The following is an 18091-nucleotide window of genomic DNA, read 5'->3' as shown; positions in this document are numbered from 1 at the left end:
GATCGGATTGCGGGATGAAAAGGGAAACGCAGCCCCGGCCGTCACGTGGCGGCCGGGGAAAGGCGTGGATCAGAAGCGGAAGGTCGCCGTCGCCTGCAGCGTGCGCGGCGCGCCAGGCTGGTTCAGGCCGTTGACGCCGCCGTGGGCGGTCGCCCAGTACTCGCGGTCGAAGGCGTTCTTGAGGTTGAACGCGAGGTCGTAGGCCTTGCTGCGATACAGCAGCGCCGCATCGAACACCGCGAAGCCGGGCAGGCGCACGAGGTTGTCGGGCGAGGCGTATTGCGAGGCCTGCGCGCGCATGCCGCCGCCGAGGCTCCAGCCACGGCCGAGTTCGCGCACGACCCACACGGAGCCGCTGTGGCGCGGCGTCAGTGCGGCGTCCTTGCCTTCGAAGGGGACCGTGACGCGGCGGGTGCCGAAGTTCGCGCCGCCGGTGGCGGTGGACTTCACGATCTCGGTGTCGAGGAAGGCGTAGCCGGCATGCACCTGCCAGCCGGGCGCGGGGCGGCCGGAGATGGAGAGTTCGAGGCCTTCGGTGCGTTGCTTGCCGGCGTTGATCGTCTGGCGCGTCGCCGGGTCGGTGATCTTCATGTCTTCGCGCACGAGCTGGAAGATCGACGCGCCGGCCGACAGCGCGCCGCCGAGGAAGTCCCACTTCGCGCCGATCTCGTGGTTGGTCGTGATCTCGGGATCGGCGTCGACGTTCGACGCCGAGAGCTGGAACTGCTCGGCCGAGGGCTGGAAGGAGCGCGACACCGAGACGTAGTAGGCCTGCGTCGCGTCGGGCTGCCACACCAAGCCGGCGCGCGGGCTCCATTCGCGGTCGGTGCGCTCGAAATCGGGCTTGCCCGGTTCGGTGGTCTTCTGGCGGTACTCGTCGTGCCGCACGCCGACCAGCGCCTTCCATCGCTCGCCGAGCGCGATCTGGTCCTGCACGTAGAAGGCGGTGCTGTCCTGCGTCGTGACGTTGTCGATGGTGCGCGAGTTGGGCGCCGTCGTCGTGTAAGGCGGGGTCGCGCCGCCGGGCGTGTAGAGCGGCACGCGGTCGATGCCGATCCAGTTGTCGATGTCGAGTGCCTTGTCCTGCGTGCCGACCTCGAGACCGTACAGCAGGGTGTGCTGCAGGCCACCGAGCTTGAGTCGTTGCGTGAGTTCGAACTGGTTGAACCAGCCGCCCTCGTCGCGCACGACATGGCCATGGGTGCGCTGCATCATGAGCTGGCCGTTCTGCAGTGTGTAGGCGCTGCCCGAGCGGTACAGCGTGTTGTCGCGGTCGAGCTTGAAGTCGTAGTAGCGCAGCACGTTGCGCAGCGACCAGTCGTCGTTGAATCGGTGCGAGAGCGTCGCCGTCGCGGTGTTCATGGTCGCCGTGGTGGTGTCGTCGCGTTCGGCGTCACCCGAACCGTAGTAGGTGTCGTGGTCGACGTCGAGCGGGCGGCCGTTGTTGTCGGGGATGCCGAAGTCGGTCGGGCGGCGGTCGCGGTTGTGCGCGAGCTGCAGCAGGAGGCGCGTGCCTTCACCGAGCTTGAGGTCGAGCGACGGGGCGATGGCCTCGCGCTTGAGGAAGGATTCGTCGCGGAAGCCGGTCGAGTCCTCGAACGCGCCGGTCAGGCGGAACGAAAGACCGCCCGTTCCCAGCGCGCCGGCGGTGTCGAAGCTGATGCGCTGTTCGCCTTCACTGTCGAGCTGCAGGGTGATTTCGCGGATCGTCTGCGTCGTCGGCAGCTTGCTCACGCGATTGATGATGCCGCCCGAGGAGCCGCGGCCGTACAGCATGGCGGCGGGGCCTTTCAGCACCTCGATGCGCTCGGTGTTCGACAGGTCGCGGTAGTACAGCGCGTCGTCGCGCACGCCGTCGAGGAAGGTGTCGCCGATCGCCGTGAAGCCGCGGATCGCGAACTGGTCGCGCTGGCCGTCGCCCATGTTGAGCGTCACACCGGGGACGTTGGTGAGGGCGTCCGCGAGCGAGCGCACGCCCTGGTCGGCGATCAGCTCGGGGCCGACGACGTTCACGGTCTGCGGGATGTCGCGCAGCGGCGCGGTGCCCTTGGTCGCCGAGGATGAGACGAGCGGGTTGTAGGACTGCCCGGCGGCGCCCTGGTTGGCGGTGACGGTGACGGTCGGCAGGGTGGCCTGGGCAGCGGCGAGGGCGGGCAGCGCAGCAGCGATCGCCACGGCGAGGGTGGTGGGACGCATGGGGACTCCGGTCGGGGAAGGTTGCTGGCTGGCGATCCGGCCGGAGGCGGCGGAGTGGCTGGCTGGGTTTGCGTCGGATTGTATTGCGGTGCGTAAATGCGAATCAATCGCAAATAAGAATCGTTGTATCCGCGCCACACGCGCGTTGGGCAATGTACGCCGATACATTGTGTTGCGAACGCTTCTTATTTACGATGCGAATCGTTCTCAAGTGTGACGTCCGCAAACCGGCGATATCCGATCGGCCACGGCGGGCGCACACCGGGTCCGCAGCGTTCCGAAATTTCTTCCACGGCAAGCCAGGCATCTTCCTACCCAGCCAGCCAGGGTTCATACAGGAGTAGAAAGATGTCCTTCCGTCCCCGGCTGAAGCCGGTCGTGTTTGCCATGCTCGCCGCCAGCGCCTGCGGCAATGTTGCAGTTGCCGCCGATGCGGTGCTTGCCCCGGTGCTCGTCCAGGACCAGGTCGAGCGTGCCGACGGGCCGGTGCAGGGCTACCGCGCCACGCGCTCGGCCACTTTCACGAAGACCGACTCGCCGCTGAAGGAAGTGCCGGCGTCGATCACCGTCGTGCCCGAAAGCGTGATCGAGGACCAGGCGATGCGCAGCATCTCCGACGTGCTGCGCTACGTGCCGGGCACGACCGCCGCGCAGGGCGAGGGCAACCGCGACCAGATGGTGATCCGCGGCAACAACACGACCGCCGACTTCTTCGTGAACGGCATCCGCGACGACGCGCAGATCTTTCGCGATCTCTACAACGTCGAGCGCGTCGAGGTGCTGAAGGGGCCGGGCGGCATGACCTTCGGCCGCGGCGGCGCGGGCGGCATCGTCAATCGCGTGACCAAGCGCCCCGTGTTCGGCCATGTGGGCGAGGCGAGCGTCACGCTGGGCAGCTTCGACCAGTTGCGCGGCACCGTCGACGTCGGCGACAAGCTCGGCGACAAGGCGGCATGGCGGCTCAACGCGATGGCCGAGCGCGCCGACAGCTTCCGCGACGGCGTGGATGCGAAGCGCTATGCGTTCAACCCGAGCGTGACCTTCACCCCCGGCGGCAACACCGCGCTGACGCTTTCCTACGAGCGCCTGTACGACGAGCGCACCGCCGACCGTGGCATCCCCTCGCAGGGCGACCGTCCCTTCGACACGAAGCGCAGCACCTTCTTCGGCAATGCCGACCAGAGCAAGTCGCGTGCGATGGTCGATGCGCTGTCCGCGGTGCTGGAGCACGATTTCGGCGGCGTGCAGCTGAAGAACAGCCTGAGCATCACGCAGTATGACAAGTTCTACCAGAACGTCTTCGCCGGCGGGGCCGTGAATGGCGCGGGCACTGTGCGCATCTCGGCCTACAACAGCTCCAACCTGCGCACCAACGTGTTCAACCAGACCGACCTGACGACGAAGTTCTCAACCGGCACTCTCAAGCACACGCTGCTCGCGGGCATCGAGCTGGGCCACCAGGACAGCGACAACGAGCGCAACACCGGCTTCTTCGGCAATTCGACGAGCGCGACCGTGTCGGCCGCCAACCCGGTGGCGACTGCGACGAGCTTCCGCTTCAACGGCTCGGATGCGAACAACACCGTCACGTCCGACACCGTCGCCGCCTACCTGCAGGACCAGATCGCGCTCACCGAGCAGTGGAAGGTGCTCGCCGGCCTGCGCTGGGACCAGTTCGAGGTCGATCTCGACGACAAGCGCACGACCACGACGCGGCAGGACCTGTCGCGCACCGACACCGAGGTGAGTCCGCGCTTCGGCCTGATCTGGATGCCGACGCCGGCGCAGACCTACTACGCGAGCTACAGCTACGCCTTCCTGCCCTCGGGCGAGCAGCTGAGCCTGGCCGCGAACACCGAAGATCTGAACCCGGAAAAGGCGATCAACCACGAGATCGGCGCGCGCTGGGACCTCAACCCGGATCTGACGCTCTCGGCTGCACTGTTCCGCCTCACGCGCGAGGACGTGCGCACCGCCGATCCCTTGAATCCGGGCTTCTTCGTGCAGACGGGCGAGCAGCGCACCGAGGGCGTCGAGATCGGCCTGCAGGGCAAGATTACGTCCTGGTGGCAGGTGTTCGCGGGCTACGCGAACCTCGAATCGGAGATCACGAAGACGACCTCGAGCGCGCCCAAGGGCCGCAAGGTCGGCCTCGTGCCCGAGCAGATGGCCTCGCTGTGGAACCGCTTCGACCTCGGCCACGGTTGGGGCGCGGGCCTCGGCGTGGTCCATCAGGGCGCGAGCTACACGTCCTTCAACAACACCGTGAAGCTGCCGGCCTTCACGCGCGTCGATGGCGCGCTGTACTACAGCTTCCCGGGCGGCAAGACGCGCGTCGCGCTCAACGTCGAAAACCTCGGCGACAAGGAGTACTTCCCGACCGCGCACAGCGACAACAACATCAGCCCGGGTGCGCCGCTCAACGCGAAGCTGACGCTGACGCACGCGTTCTGATCGCGTGAGGTGAAGGGGACGGGCGCCTCGCCAGGCGTCCGTCCTTTTCCCATCAAGCCTTCAACTGTTCCCCGATCGGCAGCGTGCGGATGCGCTTGCCGGTCGCGGCGTACAGCGCATTCACGAGCGCCGGCGCGATCGGCGGCACGCCCGGTTCGCCGACACCGGTCGGCTTGGCGGCGGAAGGCACGATGTGTACCTCGACCGCCGGCATCTGGTCGATGCGCAGGATCGGGTAGTCGTGGAAGTTCGACTGCTCGACAACCCCGTCCCTGAGCGTGATCGCCCCGGAGAGCGCCGCGGCGAGCCCGAAGCCGATGCCGCCTTCCATCTGCGCGCGGACCACGTCCGGGTTCACGGCGATGCCGCAATCGACCGCGCACACGACGCGATCGACCTTGAAGCTGCCGTCGTCCGCAACCGTGACCTCGACGACCTGCGCGACGTAGGTGTTGAAGGACTCGTGCACCGCGACGCCGCGGCCGCGTTTGCCGGCCTTCGCCGGGGCGAGCGGCTTGCTCCAGCCGGCCTTGTCCGCGGCGAGTTTGAGCACGCCGGCGTGACGCGGATGCGCGCCGAGGAGGGCCTGCCGGTACGCGACCGGGTCGGCGCCCGCGGCCGTGGCCAGTTCGTCGAGGAAGACTTCGGCCGCGAACGCGGTGTGCGTCGAGCCCACCGAGCGCCACCACAGCACCGGCACCTTCACGTCCTTGCTGGTCGTGTGCAGCTCGACCTGCAGGTTGGGGATCGCGTAGGGCAGGTTGGCGGCGCCTTCGACCGAGGTTCCGTCGATGCCGTCCTTGACCATCGCGCTCTCGAACGGCGTGCCGGCGATGATGGACTGGCCGACGACGCGCTGCGCCCACGCGAGCGGCTTGCCCTGCGCGTCGAGCGCGGCGCGCAGGCGGTGCAGGTACAGCGGCCGGTAGTAGCCCGCGCGCATGTCATCCTCGCGCGACCACACCAGCTTCACCGGCGCTTCGCCGCGGATCGCCTTGACGATGTGCGCCGTCTCCAGCACGTAGTCCGCGGCCGGGTTCGCGCGGCGGCCGAAGCTGCCGCCCGCGTACAGCATGTTGAGCTTCACCTGTTCGGGCTTGAGGCCGAAGAAGGCGGCCAGCGTGTATTGGTCCCCGGTCTGGAACTGCTCGCCGTTCCACACCTCGCAGCCCTGCGCGTCGACGCGCATCACGCAGTTGAGCGGCTCCATCGGCGCATGCGCGAGGTAGGGGAAGGCGTATTCCGCCTCCAGCGCCTTCGCGCCTTCGCCTAGCGCCTTGTCCGCGTCGCCGTCGCGGCGCGCCACGAGGCCCGGTGTCGCGGCGAGCTTGCGGTAGTCGGCGAGGATCTGCTCCGAGCTGCCGCGGTAGGCCGCGCTGTCGTCCCACTCGATCTGCAGCGCGTCGCGGCCCTTCTTCGCGGTCCAGTAGTCGTGCGCCAGCACCGCGACGCCCTGCGGGATGCGCGTCACACGAACGACGCCCGGCACCGCGCGTGCCGCCCGTTCGTCGACCGTGCGCACGGTCGCGCCGAAACGCGGCGGGTGCGCGACCACCGCGACCAGCATCCCCGGCAGCTTCACGTCCTGCGTGAACTGCGCGCGGCCGGTGGTCTTGTCGACGCTGTCCTTGCGCGGCACATGGCGTCCGATCAGCGTGAACTCCTTCGGATCCTTCAGGCGCACCTCCTGCGGCACCGGCTGCTTCGCCGCGGCCTCGGCCAGTTCGCCGAAGCTCGCCTTGCGCCCGCTCTTCGCGTGGCTGACGACGCCCGCCTTGACGCGGAGCTCGCCCGCCGGCACCTTCCAGCGTGCGGCGGCCGCCTGCACCACCATCGCGCGCGCGCTCGCGCCCGCCTGGCGCAGCTGTTCGAAGGAGTTGGCGATCGCGGTGCTGCCGCCGGTGCCCTGCGACGGCCCCCACAGCAGGTTGTTGTAGCGTTTCGCGTCGGCCGGGGCGCCCTCGACGACGACCTGCGCCCAGTCCGCGTCCAGTTCCTCGGCAACCAGGGTCGCGAGGCCGGTGTAGGTGCCCTGGCCCATCTCCAGATGCTTGGCGACCACCGTCACCCGGTTGTCGCTGCCGATGCGCACGAAGGCATTGGGCGCGAAGGCGGCTTCGTCGCCATGCGTCTCCTTGGCCGCGGCGGCGAGGGCGGAACCTGCGCCCGGCAGCACCAACCCGAGCGTCAGGCCGGCGCCGGCCTTGAGGAAGTCGCGGCGCGACACGTTCTCGATGCGAGTCTTCATGCCGCGCCCCTCCCCGCGAGATTCGTCGCGGCTTCGTGGATCGCGGCGCGGATGCGCACGTAGGTCGCGCAGCGGCACAGGTTGCCGGCCATCGCCGCGTCGATGTCGGCGTCGCTCGGCTGCGGCGTCTTCGCCAGCAAGGCGGTCGCCGCCATGATCTGGCCCGACTGGCAGTAGCCGCACTGCACCACGTCGAGTTTTTGCCATGCCGCCTGCACGGCGGCGCCGACGCGGTTCTTGTCGACATGCTCGATGGTCGTCACGTGCTTGTCGGCGACGGCCGACACCGGCGTCGAACAGGACTTCACCGCGGTGCCGTCTACATGCACCGTACATGCGCCGCACAGCCCCATGCCGCAGCCGAACTTGGTGCCGGTGAGTTCCAGCCCGTCGCGCAGCACCCACAGCAGCGGGGTGTCGTCGGGCATGGGGGTATTCACCTTCTGCCCGTTGAGGATGAAGCGGGTCATCTGCAATCTCCTGTGGGGGCGGCCCCGGTCTCGCGCCGGAATGCCGATGCCCACAGGGTAGATTATTTATCTTGCAAGATCGACCCTGCGCGCATTACCAGACGTAATACATCAGCACCCAGGGCAGGACTGCCGCGGCGGCGGCGGCGGCGAAGGCGAGCAGGGCGCCGAGCTTGCGCGCCCTGAGTGCCGTGCCGCGGCGGACGTGGATGGCGGCCAGGGTGAGGCTCGCCAGCGTCGCCGCCGCGAGCAGTGTGCCGCGCGCTTCGGGCAGTGCTGTGAGGGTCACGCCCTCGGCGGTGAGCAGGGTCACCGTGAGGCCCGAGAGCCCGAGGAACACGCCGGCGCCGCCGAGCGGGATCAGCGCATAGGCGAGCCGCAGACGCGCGGCCGCATCGCCCAGCAGGCCGGCGGCGGCGCGCAGCCACAGCGTGATCCAGCCGCCCAGCAGCAGCGCGGTGACGCCGATGTAGGCGAGGATCAGGATGCCGTCGAGCCACGTGAACACGTCGTTCGCTTCGGGGTAGTGGGTCAGCAGCCACCACGGGATGTCGTCGCCGAGCAGCGCGAAGGCGTCGCGCTCGACCAGCCACTCGGCCGCGGCGAGTTTCACCCGCACGAACCACGGCGAGGCCGACCACTGGAAGGCGCCGATCGCCGTGCCGATGATGCCGAACACCAGCAGGCGCACTTCCCATTGATCCGCGTCCCGCGCGTCGAGCCGCGCGACCTCGCTGCCGGGCGCGCGCGCGGCGAGGCTCACCGCGTCGCGATGCCCCGCGCAGCGCCCGCACATGTGGCAATCGGCGGCGCTTTCCATGCGCCGGATGTCCACCAGCGGCGCGCAGTTGATCGGGATGACCTTCTTCGCGCCGTAGGCCTCCCAGGCCGCGCGGTCGGTGCGGAAATGCATCGGCGCGAGGCGCGACAGCAGGCCGAACACGCCATTGACGGGGCACAGGTGGCGGCACCACACGCGCTTGCCGCGGCCATAGACCAGGCCCACGGCGATGGCCGCGACGGTGGAGCCGCCCAGCACCAGCAGCGCCGCCTTGGGGTACTCGTACACGCTCACGAGCTGGCCATACACCGTCGTGCCGAGGAAGGCGACGAAGGGCCAGCCGCCCCACTTGATCCAGCGCGGCACCGGGCGGCCCAGCCCGAAGCGCGATACCTGCTCCGAGACGAAGCCCTCCGGGCACATCACGCCGCACCACACGCGCCCCATCAGCATCATCGACACCAGCACGAAGGGCCACCAGATGCCCCAGAACGCGAACTGCGCGAACAGCGTGAGGTTGTTCCACAGGTGCGCGTCCGAATCCGGCAGCGGCAGGAAGGCGGGCGTGATGACGAGGAAGAGGTAGGCGGCGAGGATCGCCCACTGCACGCCGACGATCCACGCACGGTGGCGGCGCATCAGGTCGCCGACCCGGGCGAGGCGCGGGCGGGCGGGAGCGGCCGAGGCAGGCATCGTGCAGGTGTTCATGCCGCGGACCTCCGTTGCAGGCGCCCGAGCAAGGCGACCATCCCCCAGTAGCCGAGCCAGGCGATCAGCACCATCAGCGAAGGTTGCGCGCGATAGCCGGCGAAGGCCGCGGCGATGCCGCCCGCCGTGCTGCCGTCCTCGAGCAGGGCGGAACTGTCCCACACCGGCTCCATGAGCGGCGGCAGCCACTCCAGGTCGATCAGGCGCTCGACTCCGGACACCAGCAGTGCGGCGGCGAGCAAGAGGAGTACGACCTCGCTGGCGCGGAAGAACACGCGCCCGGGCAGCCAGCGTGCCCCCGAAAGGATCAGCCACGCGGTTGCGAGCGCCAGGATGAAGCCGATGCCGGCCCCCGCGAAGAGCTGTGCGAGCGTGCTGCCGGATTGCTCCATCGCCAGCCCGTAAAGGAACAACACGGTTTCGGCGCCTTCGCGCCCGACCGCGATCGCGGCGAGCAGCGCGACGGACGCTCCGCCGGCCGTATCGGCTGCGCGCGCAAGCCCCGCTTCGAGTTCGCGCTTCATGTGGCGCCCGTGCGAGCGCATCCACAGCACCATGTGCGTGATCAAGGCGGCCGCGGCGAACACGATGGCGGTCTGGAAGAGGTCCAGCGCGTCGGCCGCGAGCCAGCCGTGCACCCCCAGCATCGCCAGCGCGATGAAGCCCGCGAGTGCGAGGCCGCCTCCGACCCCCGCCCACAGGTGGCGCACCCCTACGTGCGCATCGTCGCGGTCTCGGATCCACGCGAGCAGGATGCTGATGATCAGAATCGCCTCGACGCTCTCGCGCCACACGATGAACAGTGCGTTGCCCATGATGCCAGCCTCCGGAAAGCCTTACTTCGCGACGAAACGACCCTTCGCCGTCTCGGGATGGAATTCGCCGAAGAAGGGGTAGCTGCCCGGCTTCAACGGCGGAAAGATCGTGCTGCGCGTGACCCCCGGCCCCACCACCAACTCCTTGAACGGCGTGCTCGTTTCGAACTCCTCCGGCCCCACGTTGCGGTTCGTCAGTTGCAGGCGGAAGCGGGTGTTGGCGGGGACCTCGATCGTCTCGGGCGTGAAGCGGCCGTTCTCGGCGACGACCTCGAAGGTCGGCATGTCGGCGCGTGCAGTGACGGGAGCGAGGAGGATGGCAGCGGGGACGACGATGCCGAGGACGGAGGTGATCAGGCTGGCTGGAGTTTTCATGGCTGGCGGGTTCTCACCGTGGACATGCAAAAGCCCCGCCCGGCGGGAAGCCGGGTAGGGCGGAAGGGAGTGTGCGTTCAGAACGCATACAGCGCGCGCACCCCGAACGCGGTCATGTTTTTCGCGTCGCGGTTGGCGGCGGCGCGACGCACGTACTGCAGGTCGGGCGTCAGCGACAGCTGGTCGTTCAGGTGCCAGCGGTAGTACAGCTCGGCGACCTGCTCGGCCCCGCTCGGGGTGTAGCCGAAGAGGAAATTGCCCTCGTCGTCGAGCAGTCCGGCAGCTTCGCGGCGGAAGTCCTTGCTCGCGCGCAGCCAACCCCACGCGAGGCCGATGCTATCGGCGCCGCGGCCCCACGCGTTGCCCGTCAGCTCCGCGCCCACCGTGACGGCGCGGTCGAACGGCGCCTTGCCCGAGGTCGCCTGGCCGTAGCGCGCGAACAGCGTGACGTCCTCATGCACGCGCTGGTCGATGCTCGCGCCCCAGCCGGTGGCCGGGGCGCGCGAGCCGTCGAAGCCCTCGTACTGGCCGTTGCGCCACGCGTACAGACGATAGTTGCCGTCGAAGCCCTGGTCCTTGCGGCCGTATTCGAGCTGGCCGATCACGAAGGGTTTGTCGAAGCTGCGTCCGAACTTCGCGCCTTCGCCGGCGCCGAAGGCCGCGAGCGAGATCTGCCACCAGTCGGGCTCGTCCATCTCGTTGCGGTAGGCGAGGCGCATGCCCGGCGTGAAGCCGTAGTTGTCGGCGCCGACCGCGCCGCCCGAGTCGAGCAGCGGGTTGTGCACGAAGACGTTGTTGAGGAACTTCTCGGCCTCGTTATCGGCGATCGTGTTCTGGTCGAAGAACACGAAGGGGTCCATCTTGCCGGCCGTGAACTGCACGCTATGAGGCGAATTCGCGCTGTCCCCGAGCGGCGTCGTGAGCTGGTACCACGCCTGCGCGACGATCGCGTAGGTTTCCTCCGAGCCGCCCCCGGCCTGGAACGCGAGGCTGTTGAAGGCGCCGGTGAAGGTCGGATTCAGGCGCGTGAAGCTGTCGCCCTGACCCATGCGCAGCTGGGTGAAGAACTCCCCGGTCCCGCGGCCGATATCGCCGGCGGGCAGCGTAATGCCGAGGTCGCCGCGCCACGACAGCTGAGATTCGCGCTCGCCGTTGTCGCGTGCTCGCCCGTTGACCTGCTGGGCCACGGCGGCGACGCTGCCTTCGATCGTGATCCCTTCGAGTGCGCTCGCGAGCTTGGTCGGCGCGCCCATCGAGTTGGTCCGCTCCTCGACGGCCTTGAGCCGGATCGCGAGCTCGGGTTCGTTCTCGCTGATGCGGTCGCTCGCGAGGCTTGCGTTCAGCTCGTGATTTGCCTGCTCCAGCGCCTGGACGCGTTGCGCGAGGGCCGCCGCCGGCGCCGCCGCACCCGCGGCGAGCTTGGTCTCAAGCTCGGTGTTGCGCTTCTCGAGCTTCTCGATGCGCTCGGCCAGACGCTTCAGTTCGGCGAGGAGTTTATCCTGCGCCGTCGGCGCCGCCTGGCTCGCGCAGGACAAACCAGCCACGACGACCGCGATCGCCGTGCGTGCGATGCCTGCGGCCCGCATCAGTAGCCGCCCTTCTTGCCGATGCCGGCGTAGGTGAATTCGTTCTCGACCTCGAAGGCCTTGAACCACGGGCGCACGCCGGTGCCGCGGTCGGTGTGGCGGCCGAAGTGGCTGCCGTGGTTCGCGCCCGGCGGCAGAATCGTGTATTTGACCTTGTACTTGCCCGGGCCGGCGAGCTTGATGTTGTCGCCGTAGTGCGGACCGTCGCTGGCGACCATGGGCATGAACTCGCCGGCGAGCTTCCAGTCGCTGCCGACCTTGGCGATCTCGAACTTCACCGTCAGGTAGGGGATCCAGCTGCCTTCCTCGAAGCCGTTGGGGTTGTTCGCCAGCGCGCGGACGTCAGCCTCGATGTGGATGTCGGACTCCGCCGCCTTCTTCATCATGCCTTCCGGTTCCATGTCGATCGGCTGCAGGTAGACGGCCGCGATCTCCATGCCGTTGCGCTGTTGCGGCGTGCCGATCGGATATTCGAGGGCCTGTGCCGAAAGCGAAAGGGCGGCGAGAGCGGCTACAGTCAAGGGGCGGAGCGGAAGGCGGAACATGAGGTTTCCTCTATCTGGCGGATGCTGGAAATGATCGGGAATACGCTGATTGGTTGAATGCTGTTGCAAATAATAACGACAATGAGAATTAATCGCAATAAAGATTGTGACGACGGCGCGATGGCCGAACGAGATCGGCGTTCGGGCGCTCCGTGGGGCGTGCTGCGAGATGCTCGTCAGTCGTGCATCAGGGCCGGATGGCCTGCCTCGGTCCGTGCGGTCGCAATGGCGTCCGCGCCGGGAACCGGTTCGAGCGTCGTGCCGGATTCGCCGGACGACACGTCGTGGGTGCCGACACGCTCGAGATCCAGGTGCATCAGCACGGCGGGGGCCTCCACGCGCGGGCACTGGCGGACTTCGCCGATGCGGCGGAAGCGGAACAGTCGCTCGTAGAACCCCGCATGACGGGGATTCACCTCGATGAAGGCGTCGCTGACGCGGTGCCGCGTCCGTCCGTACAGGTACGCGAGATGGAACAGTGCGGAGAGCACGCCCTGCGAGCTGTACTGAGGGTCGACCGCGAAGGCCGACAGTTCGCAGATCCGGCGCTTCATCCGGCGGAACACGGCAATCTCCGTGCCGTACAGCTCGTCGACGAGCAGCCCGGCGGGCGAATCGAGCCCCAAGGTGATGGTCGCGATCACCTGCCCGCGGTTGGCGCCGGCGAACACGAGGCGGTGCGCCGAATCCACGTGCGACGTCGTCGAGGACGTCCGATAGCCGCGCCGCGCGTACAGCCGTTCGACCAGGGCGCGCACCTGGGCAAGCACGCTGCATCCGGCGACCCCGTAGCAGTACCGGCCGCACTTGTAGCCGCATACACCGGAACTGATCGCGGCCCGACACGCAACCTTGTGCGCAGCACTCGCCGCACAGGGAACCGGAACGCTGCCCGGCGAATGGTGCGTGCCGCGGTAGCCGGAATCAGCGAAAGCGGATGCCCACATGATGCCCTCCCCATGTGTTCGCAACGCGTGCCGCTGGCCGGTGAGGCCAGGGGCACGCCTACGACCAACAGGGTATGGCCTGGCATGGCTCGCTACAACGGCATATGCTCCCATCTTGTGCATGACAATCGTCATGATCCGCGCCGAAGGCGCGGGGAGCTGGCCGGCCGGGGACGTGCGATCAGCCCGGTACGGACCAGCCGCCGCCGAGCGCCTTGTAGAGGTCCACGGTGCCGGTCAGGCGGGCGAGCCGGAGTTGGGCGAGCTGGTCCTGCGCCTGGAACAGCGTGCGTTGCGCGTCGAGCACCGTCAGCAGCTCATCCGCCCCTTCGCGGTAGCGCAGCTCCGCCAGCCGCAGGCTGCGTGCTGCTTCGCGCCGGATCTCCTGCTGGCTGTCCTCGAGGCGGCGGTCGCGGTCGGCGCTGCCGAGCGCATCCTCCACTTCCTTCAGCGCGACATGCACCGCCGAACGGTAGTTCTCGACCAGCGCGCGTCTCCGCGATTGCGCTGCGTCCACGTCGCTGCGCAGGCGCCCGCCGTCGAACAGGGTGTGCGCGAGCCCCGCGGTCAGGCCGAGGGTGCTGGCGGGATTCGCCAACGACAAGAGGGCGGTGCTGGCCAGGCCGGCAGAGCCGGAAAGTTCGATCCGCGGCAGCAGCGCTGCACGCGCTGCCGCGACGTCGGCGTCGGCCGCGAGGAGCTGGGCCTCGGCGCTGGCGAGGTCGGGGCGGCGCGCGAGCAGTTCGGCGGGCAGACCGGGCGCGACCGACGGCACGGCGAGCGATGCGAACGCTTCTTCCTCGACGTGGAAGTCCTGTGGCGGGCGCCCCACGAGCAAGGCCAGCGCGCTCCGGGTCTGTCGCTCCAGCGTCTCGAGCGGCAGCAGGGCCGCGCGCTGCGCGAGCACGGTGCTGCGCTGGCGGCTCACGTCGAGGGCCGACGCCGCGCCGTTGCGGTAGCGCGTCTCGACGATGCCGAACACGCGCTCGGCGATCGCGAGGTTGTCGCGTGCGATGACGAGCCGCTCGCGCGCGGCCAGCAGCTCGAAATAGGTGTTCGCGACGCCCGCGACCAGCGTCAGGCGCGCCGCATCGTGATCGTGACGGCTGACTGAAAAGCTCGCCTCCGCGCCGCGCACGCCTGCGGCGAGCCGCCCCCACAGGTCGACTTCGTAGCGGATGACGAGGCTCGCACCGGACGATTCGCTATCGACGGCACGCGCGCCGTCGCCCGCATCGCTGCGCCGCCAACCGGAATCAGCGCTCACGCTCGCAGCCGGCAGCAGGGATGCGCCGGCCACGCGCAGCGCGATCTCGGCCTGGCGCACGCGCTCGACGGCGGCGCGGAAATCGGGGTTGTCCGAGACGGCCGTCGCGATCAGCGCGGCTAGTTCGTTCGAGCCGAAGCTGCGCCACCACTGCGGATCGGGGCGCTCGGTGCCGTTGGCGACTTCGCCCCATGCGGCCGGGAGGGCCATGTCGGCGCGCGTCGCCGGCTCGGTGACCGCGCATGCGGACAGGGCGAGGCAAGCTGCGAGCGCCGGCACGAGGCGGCGCGAACGGACGGAAAAGGAGAGGGGGCGACTCATCGAGGGATCACTCCGACGCAAGGGCAACCACCGGGTCGAGGCGGGCTGCCTTGCGCGCGGGCAGGTAACCGAAGATCAGGCCGGTGGCGAAAGCGCAACCGAAGGCGAGCAGTACGGGGGGCAGCGAATACACGACAGGCTTGTCGAAGGCCTCGATCACTGCCGCGGAGCCGAGGCCGACGACCACCCCGATCAGCCCGCCCAGCGCGGACACCACCAGCGCCTCGATCAGGAACTGTTGCAGGATGTTCTTCATGCGCGCGCCGGTCGCCATGCGGATGCCGATCTCGCGCGTGCGCTCGGTGACCGACACCAGCATGATGTTCATGACGCCGATGCCGCCCACCAGCAGGGAAATCGCCGCGACGGTGCCGAGCAGCACGGTCAGGGTGTTCTGCGTTTCCGATACGTTCTCGATCACCTGCGCCATGTTGCGGATCTGGAAGTCCTCGACGCCCGAATGGCGCGTCTGCAGCAGCGCGCGCACGGCCTCCTGCGTGTCGTCGATCTGGTTGACGTCCTCCACCGCGACGATGGCACTGCGCAGGTGGCGCTGGCCCGTGAGGCGCAGGCTGCCGGTGGTGAAGGGCACGAAGATCACGTCGTCCTGGTCGGAGCCCCACGGCGTCGCACCCATCGGCCCCATCACCCCGACCACTTGGAATACGAGGTTGTTCACGAGCACGTATTTGCCGATCGGATCCTCGTCGCCGAACAGGGCCTTCGCCACCGTCTGGCCGATGACGGTGACCGTCGCAAAGCGTCGCTCGTCGGCTGCACTGAAGAAAGTGCCCTGCGCGAGCGGCCAGTCGCGCGCGATCGTGTAGTCGGCGCCCGTCGCCGTGGCGGACGTGCGGTGGTCGGCGTTGCCGTGGCGCACTGTCACGCCGGTGCTCTGTTCCGGCACTGCGGCGAGGACGTTGGGAAGCTCGAGGATGGCTTCCACGTCCTCGCGCACCAGCGTCGCGGTGGTGTCCCGGCCGCGCTGGTTCGGTGCGCCCGGCCGCACCGTCAGGAGGTTGGTGCCCATCGAGCTGATGCGGTCGATGACGTCCTGCTTGGCACCGTCGCCGATTGCGAGCATCGCGATCACCGCGGCGACGCCGATGACGATGCCGAGCAGCGTCAGCGCGGCGCGGAACAGGTTGGCGCGCAGTGCCCGCAGCGCCGTGCGCGTCGCTTCGACCAGGTCCGACAGGTGCGAGGTGCGGTCGATGTGCGGCGCGAAGTCGGGTTCGGGGCCCGCGGGCGGACGCGGGCCCGGGTCGGACACGACGTTGCCGTCACGGATCTCGATGATGCGCTGTGCCTGGTCGGCGACCTCGCGTTCGTGCGTGATCAGGATGATCGTGTGCCCCGCCGCGGAGAGCTCGCGCAGCAGCTGCATCACCTCGGCGCCGCTCTTGCTGTCGAGCGCGCCGGTCGGCTCGTCGGCGAGGATCACGCGCCCGCCGTTCATCAGCGCGCGCGCAATCGACACGCGTTGCTGCTGGCCGCCGGAGAGCTGGCTGGGGCGGTTCTTCGTGCGTTCGCCGAGGCCCAGCGTCGTCAGCAGTTCCGTCGCGCGCGCGTGGCGTTCGGGCGGCGGCATGCCGGAATAGACCGCCGGCACCTCGACGTTCTCGCGCGCACTGGCGCCGCCGATCAGGTTGTAGCTCTGGAACACGAAGCCGAAGGTCTCGCGCCGCAGGCGTGCCAGCTCGTCGCGGTCGAACCCGGCGACGTCCCGCCCCATGAACCGGTAGGTGCCGCTGGTCGGGCGGTCGAGGCAGCCGAGGATGTTCATCAGCGTTGACTTGCCCGACCCCGAGCTGCCAACGATGGCGACGAACTCGCCCGGATAGATCGTCAGGTCGATGCCGTGCAGCACCTCGACGGCAAGCTCGCCGGTGCGGAAGGTCTTGGTGATGCCCGACAGCTCGATCAGCGGCTCGCCTGAGGGCTGGCGCCGTGGCGAATCCGCATCCAGGCCGGCGATCTGCGGTTCGGCTTTCATATGCGTGGCGTGCGGCGCGGCCCGCTGCCGTTGCCGCCCTTGTCCGCGGGGGCCATGCCGGACACCACCCGCTCCCCTTCCTCGAGGCCGGACAGCACCTGAGCATGGATGCGGCTGCGCACGCCGATCTCCACCTGGCGGTCCTGCAGCGGCCCTTCGGCCGGGGCGATCTTGATCGTCACGGTACGCGGCGCGCGCCCTGCGCCCTTCTTCGCGTCGGGCGCTTTCGGCGCGTCCGCCGCGGCCTTGCCGGCACCCGGATCTCCCGCGGAGCGTGCCTCCCCGCCCGTCGCCGCCGTCTTCAGGCGTTCGCCGCGTCCCGCCGCGAGCGCCGACATCGGCACCAGCAGCGTGTCCTTGGCCGATGCGACGATGAAGAACACCTGCGCCGTCATCTGCGTCATCAGCGCCTGGTTGGGGTTGGAGACGTCGAACAGCGCGTTGTAGAGCACGACGTTGTTCTGCACCACCGGGGTGGGTTCGATCTTGCGCAGCTTACCCTCCCAGCGTCGCCCTTCGCCGCCGAGGATCGTGAAGTAGGCGTCCATGCCCAGGCGCAGGCGGCTCACGTCCGCTTCCGATACCTGGGTCTGCACAGTCATGGTCGACAGGTCGGCGACGCGCAGGATGACGGGCGCCTGCTGGCTCGCGATCAGCGTCTGGCCCTGGCGCGCGGTGATTGACACCACGGTGCCCGCCATCGGCGCGTAGATGCGTGCGTAGTTCAGGTTGGCCTCGTCCGCGCGCAGGTTCGACTCGGTCTGGTCGATCTGCGCCTTGATCGACTCGACCTGCGCCTGAGCCGACTGCAGCGCCGCTTCGGCATTCTGCAGACTCTCGCGCGTGGTGGCGTCCTCGGCCATCAGGTTGCGCTGGCGCTTCACCTGCACATCGGCGAGCGTGCGGCTCGCCTCGCGGTCCATCAGCTGCGCGCGCAGGTTGCGCAGTTGTGCGCGGGTCGCATCGACGCGGCTCTGCAGCACGATGGGGTCGATCTCGGCGAGCAGGTCGCCTGCCTTCACCTCCGAGCCGACCTCGACGTGGATCTTCTTCAGCTGGCCCGACACCTGGGCGCCGACGTCGACATAGTCGCGCGGCTGCAGCGTGCCGGTGGCCGTGACGACATCCTCGATGTCGCCGCGCGTCACGGTCGCGAACTGGTAGCGCGCCGATTCGTCCGGTGGCGAGAAATACTTGGTCCATGCAAACCAGCCGCCCGTTCCGAGCACGCCCAGGGTGACCAGGGCAATCACGGCGCGGCGCAGTCGGCGCGGCTTGGACGCGGGGGATGAAGTCATGTTTTCGTTCGACAGGTACTTTGATTGTGGCGGATTGTGGCGCATCGCGGCGAATCTTCCCCCGCTGCGCCACGGGTTGGCAAA

13 protein-coding genes are annotated in these 18091 nt (G+C 68.8%); 1 reads left to right on the top strand and 12 read right to left on the bottom strand.

Annotated elements, in window-relative coordinates; genetic code table 11:
- Nucleotides 1–69 precede the first annotated feature (69 nt).
- On the bottom strand, nucleotides 70–2196 hold the full coding sequence (locus tag ToN1_RS09130; protein ID WP_169208524.1) for a TonB-dependent receptor: 2127 nt from the start codon (nucleotides 2194–2196) through the stop codon (nucleotides 70–72).
- Between the two features lie 348 nt (nucleotides 2197–2544).
- Here ToN1_RS09130 and ToN1_RS09125 point away from each other — a divergent pair, with 348 nt between their 5' ends.
- Entirely contained in the window at nucleotides 2545–4650 is a 2106-nt protein-coding gene (locus tag ToN1_RS09125) for a TonB-dependent receptor (RefSeq protein WP_169208525.1), read from the top strand.
- A 52-nt stretch (nucleotides 4651–4702) separates the two neighbouring features.
- Here ToN1_RS09125 and ToN1_RS09120 read toward each other — a convergent pair whose 3' ends face one another.
- The 11 genes from ToN1_RS09120 to ToN1_RS09070 all read right to left on the bottom strand — a co-directional run bounded on the left by ToN1_RS09120 (nucleotide 4703) and on the right by ToN1_RS09070 (nucleotide 18007).
- Nucleotides 4703–6898, bottom strand: coding sequence for a xanthine dehydrogenase family protein molybdopterin-binding subunit (locus ToN1_RS09120; RefSeq protein ID WP_169208526.1), 2196 nt, complete (start codon nucleotides 6896–6898; stop codon nucleotides 4703–4705).
- Nucleotides 6895–7368 carry a (2Fe-2S)-binding protein gene (locus ToN1_RS09115; RefSeq protein WP_169208527.1) on the bottom strand — a complete coding sequence of 158 codons (474 nt, stop codon included), beginning with the start codon at nucleotides 7366–7368 and terminating at the stop codon, nucleotides 6895–6897. The genes ToN1_RS09120 and ToN1_RS09115 overlap by 4 nt, the downstream gene beginning before the upstream one ends.
- Nucleotides 7369–7462: 94 nt before the next feature.
- On the bottom strand, nucleotides 7463–8857 hold the full coding sequence (locus tag ToN1_RS09110; protein WP_169208528.1) for a 4Fe-4S binding protein: 1395 nt from the start codon (nucleotides 8855–8857) through the stop codon (nucleotides 7463–7465).
- Nucleotides 8854–9672, bottom strand: a complete 819-nt coding sequence (locus tag ToN1_RS09105; RefSeq protein ID WP_169208529.1) for an FTR1 family iron permease — start codon at nucleotides 9670–9672, stop codon at nucleotides 8854–8856. The genes ToN1_RS09110 and ToN1_RS09105 overlap by 4 nt, the downstream gene beginning before the upstream one ends.
- A gap of 21 nt (nucleotides 9673–9693) precedes the next feature.
- On the bottom strand, nucleotides 9694–10047 hold the full coding sequence (locus ToN1_RS09100; RefSeq protein ID WP_169208530.1) for a cupredoxin domain-containing protein: 354 nt from the start codon (nucleotides 10045–10047) through the stop codon (nucleotides 9694–9696).
- 77 nt (nucleotides 10048–10124) lie between these two features.
- Complete coding sequence (locus tag ToN1_RS09095) at nucleotides 10125–11633, bottom strand: carbohydrate porin (RefSeq protein ID WP_169208531.1); 1509 nt, start codon at nucleotides 11631–11633, stop codon at nucleotides 10125–10127.
- Complete coding sequence (locus ToN1_RS09090; protein ID WP_169208532.1) at nucleotides 11633–12178, bottom strand: iron transporter; 546 nt, start codon at nucleotides 12176–12178, stop codon at nucleotides 11633–11635. Before ToN1_RS09090 ends, ToN1_RS09095 begins: the two co-directional genes overlap by 1 nt.
- Before the next feature lie 176 nt (nucleotides 12179–12354).
- A complete protein-coding gene (locus tag ToN1_RS09085) occupies nucleotides 12355–13125 on the bottom strand; it encodes an N-acyl amino acid synthase FeeM domain-containing protein (protein ID WP_169208533.1) in 771 nt (256 codons plus the stop codon).
- Nucleotides 13126–13306: 181 nt separating this feature from the next.
- Nucleotides 13307–14713, bottom strand: a complete 1407-nt coding sequence (locus tag ToN1_RS09080) for an efflux transporter outer membrane subunit (protein ID WP_169208534.1) — start codon at nucleotides 14711–14713, stop codon at nucleotides 13307–13309.
- A 7-nt stretch (nucleotides 14714–14720) separates the two neighbouring features.
- Entirely contained in the window at nucleotides 14721–16709 is a 1989-nt protein-coding gene (locus ToN1_RS09075; protein ID WP_244861009.1) for a MacB family efflux pump subunit, read from the bottom strand.
- Nucleotides 16706–18007, bottom strand: a complete 1302-nt coding sequence (locus ToN1_RS09070) for an efflux RND transporter periplasmic adaptor subunit (protein WP_169208535.1) — start codon at nucleotides 18005–18007, stop codon at nucleotides 16706–16708. The genes ToN1_RS09075 and ToN1_RS09070 overlap by 4 nt, the downstream gene beginning before the upstream one ends.
- Between the last annotated feature and the right edge of the window lie 84 nt (nucleotides 18008–18091).

The sequence above is a fragment of the Aromatoleum petrolei genome, from assembly GCF_017894385.1.
Taxonomy (GTDB): domain Bacteria; phylum Pseudomonadota; class Gammaproteobacteria; order Burkholderiales; family Rhodocyclaceae; genus Aromatoleum; species Aromatoleum petrolei.
Note: the sequence above shows the minus strand (reverse complement) of the source record. Positions and strands in the feature narration are given on the sequence as shown.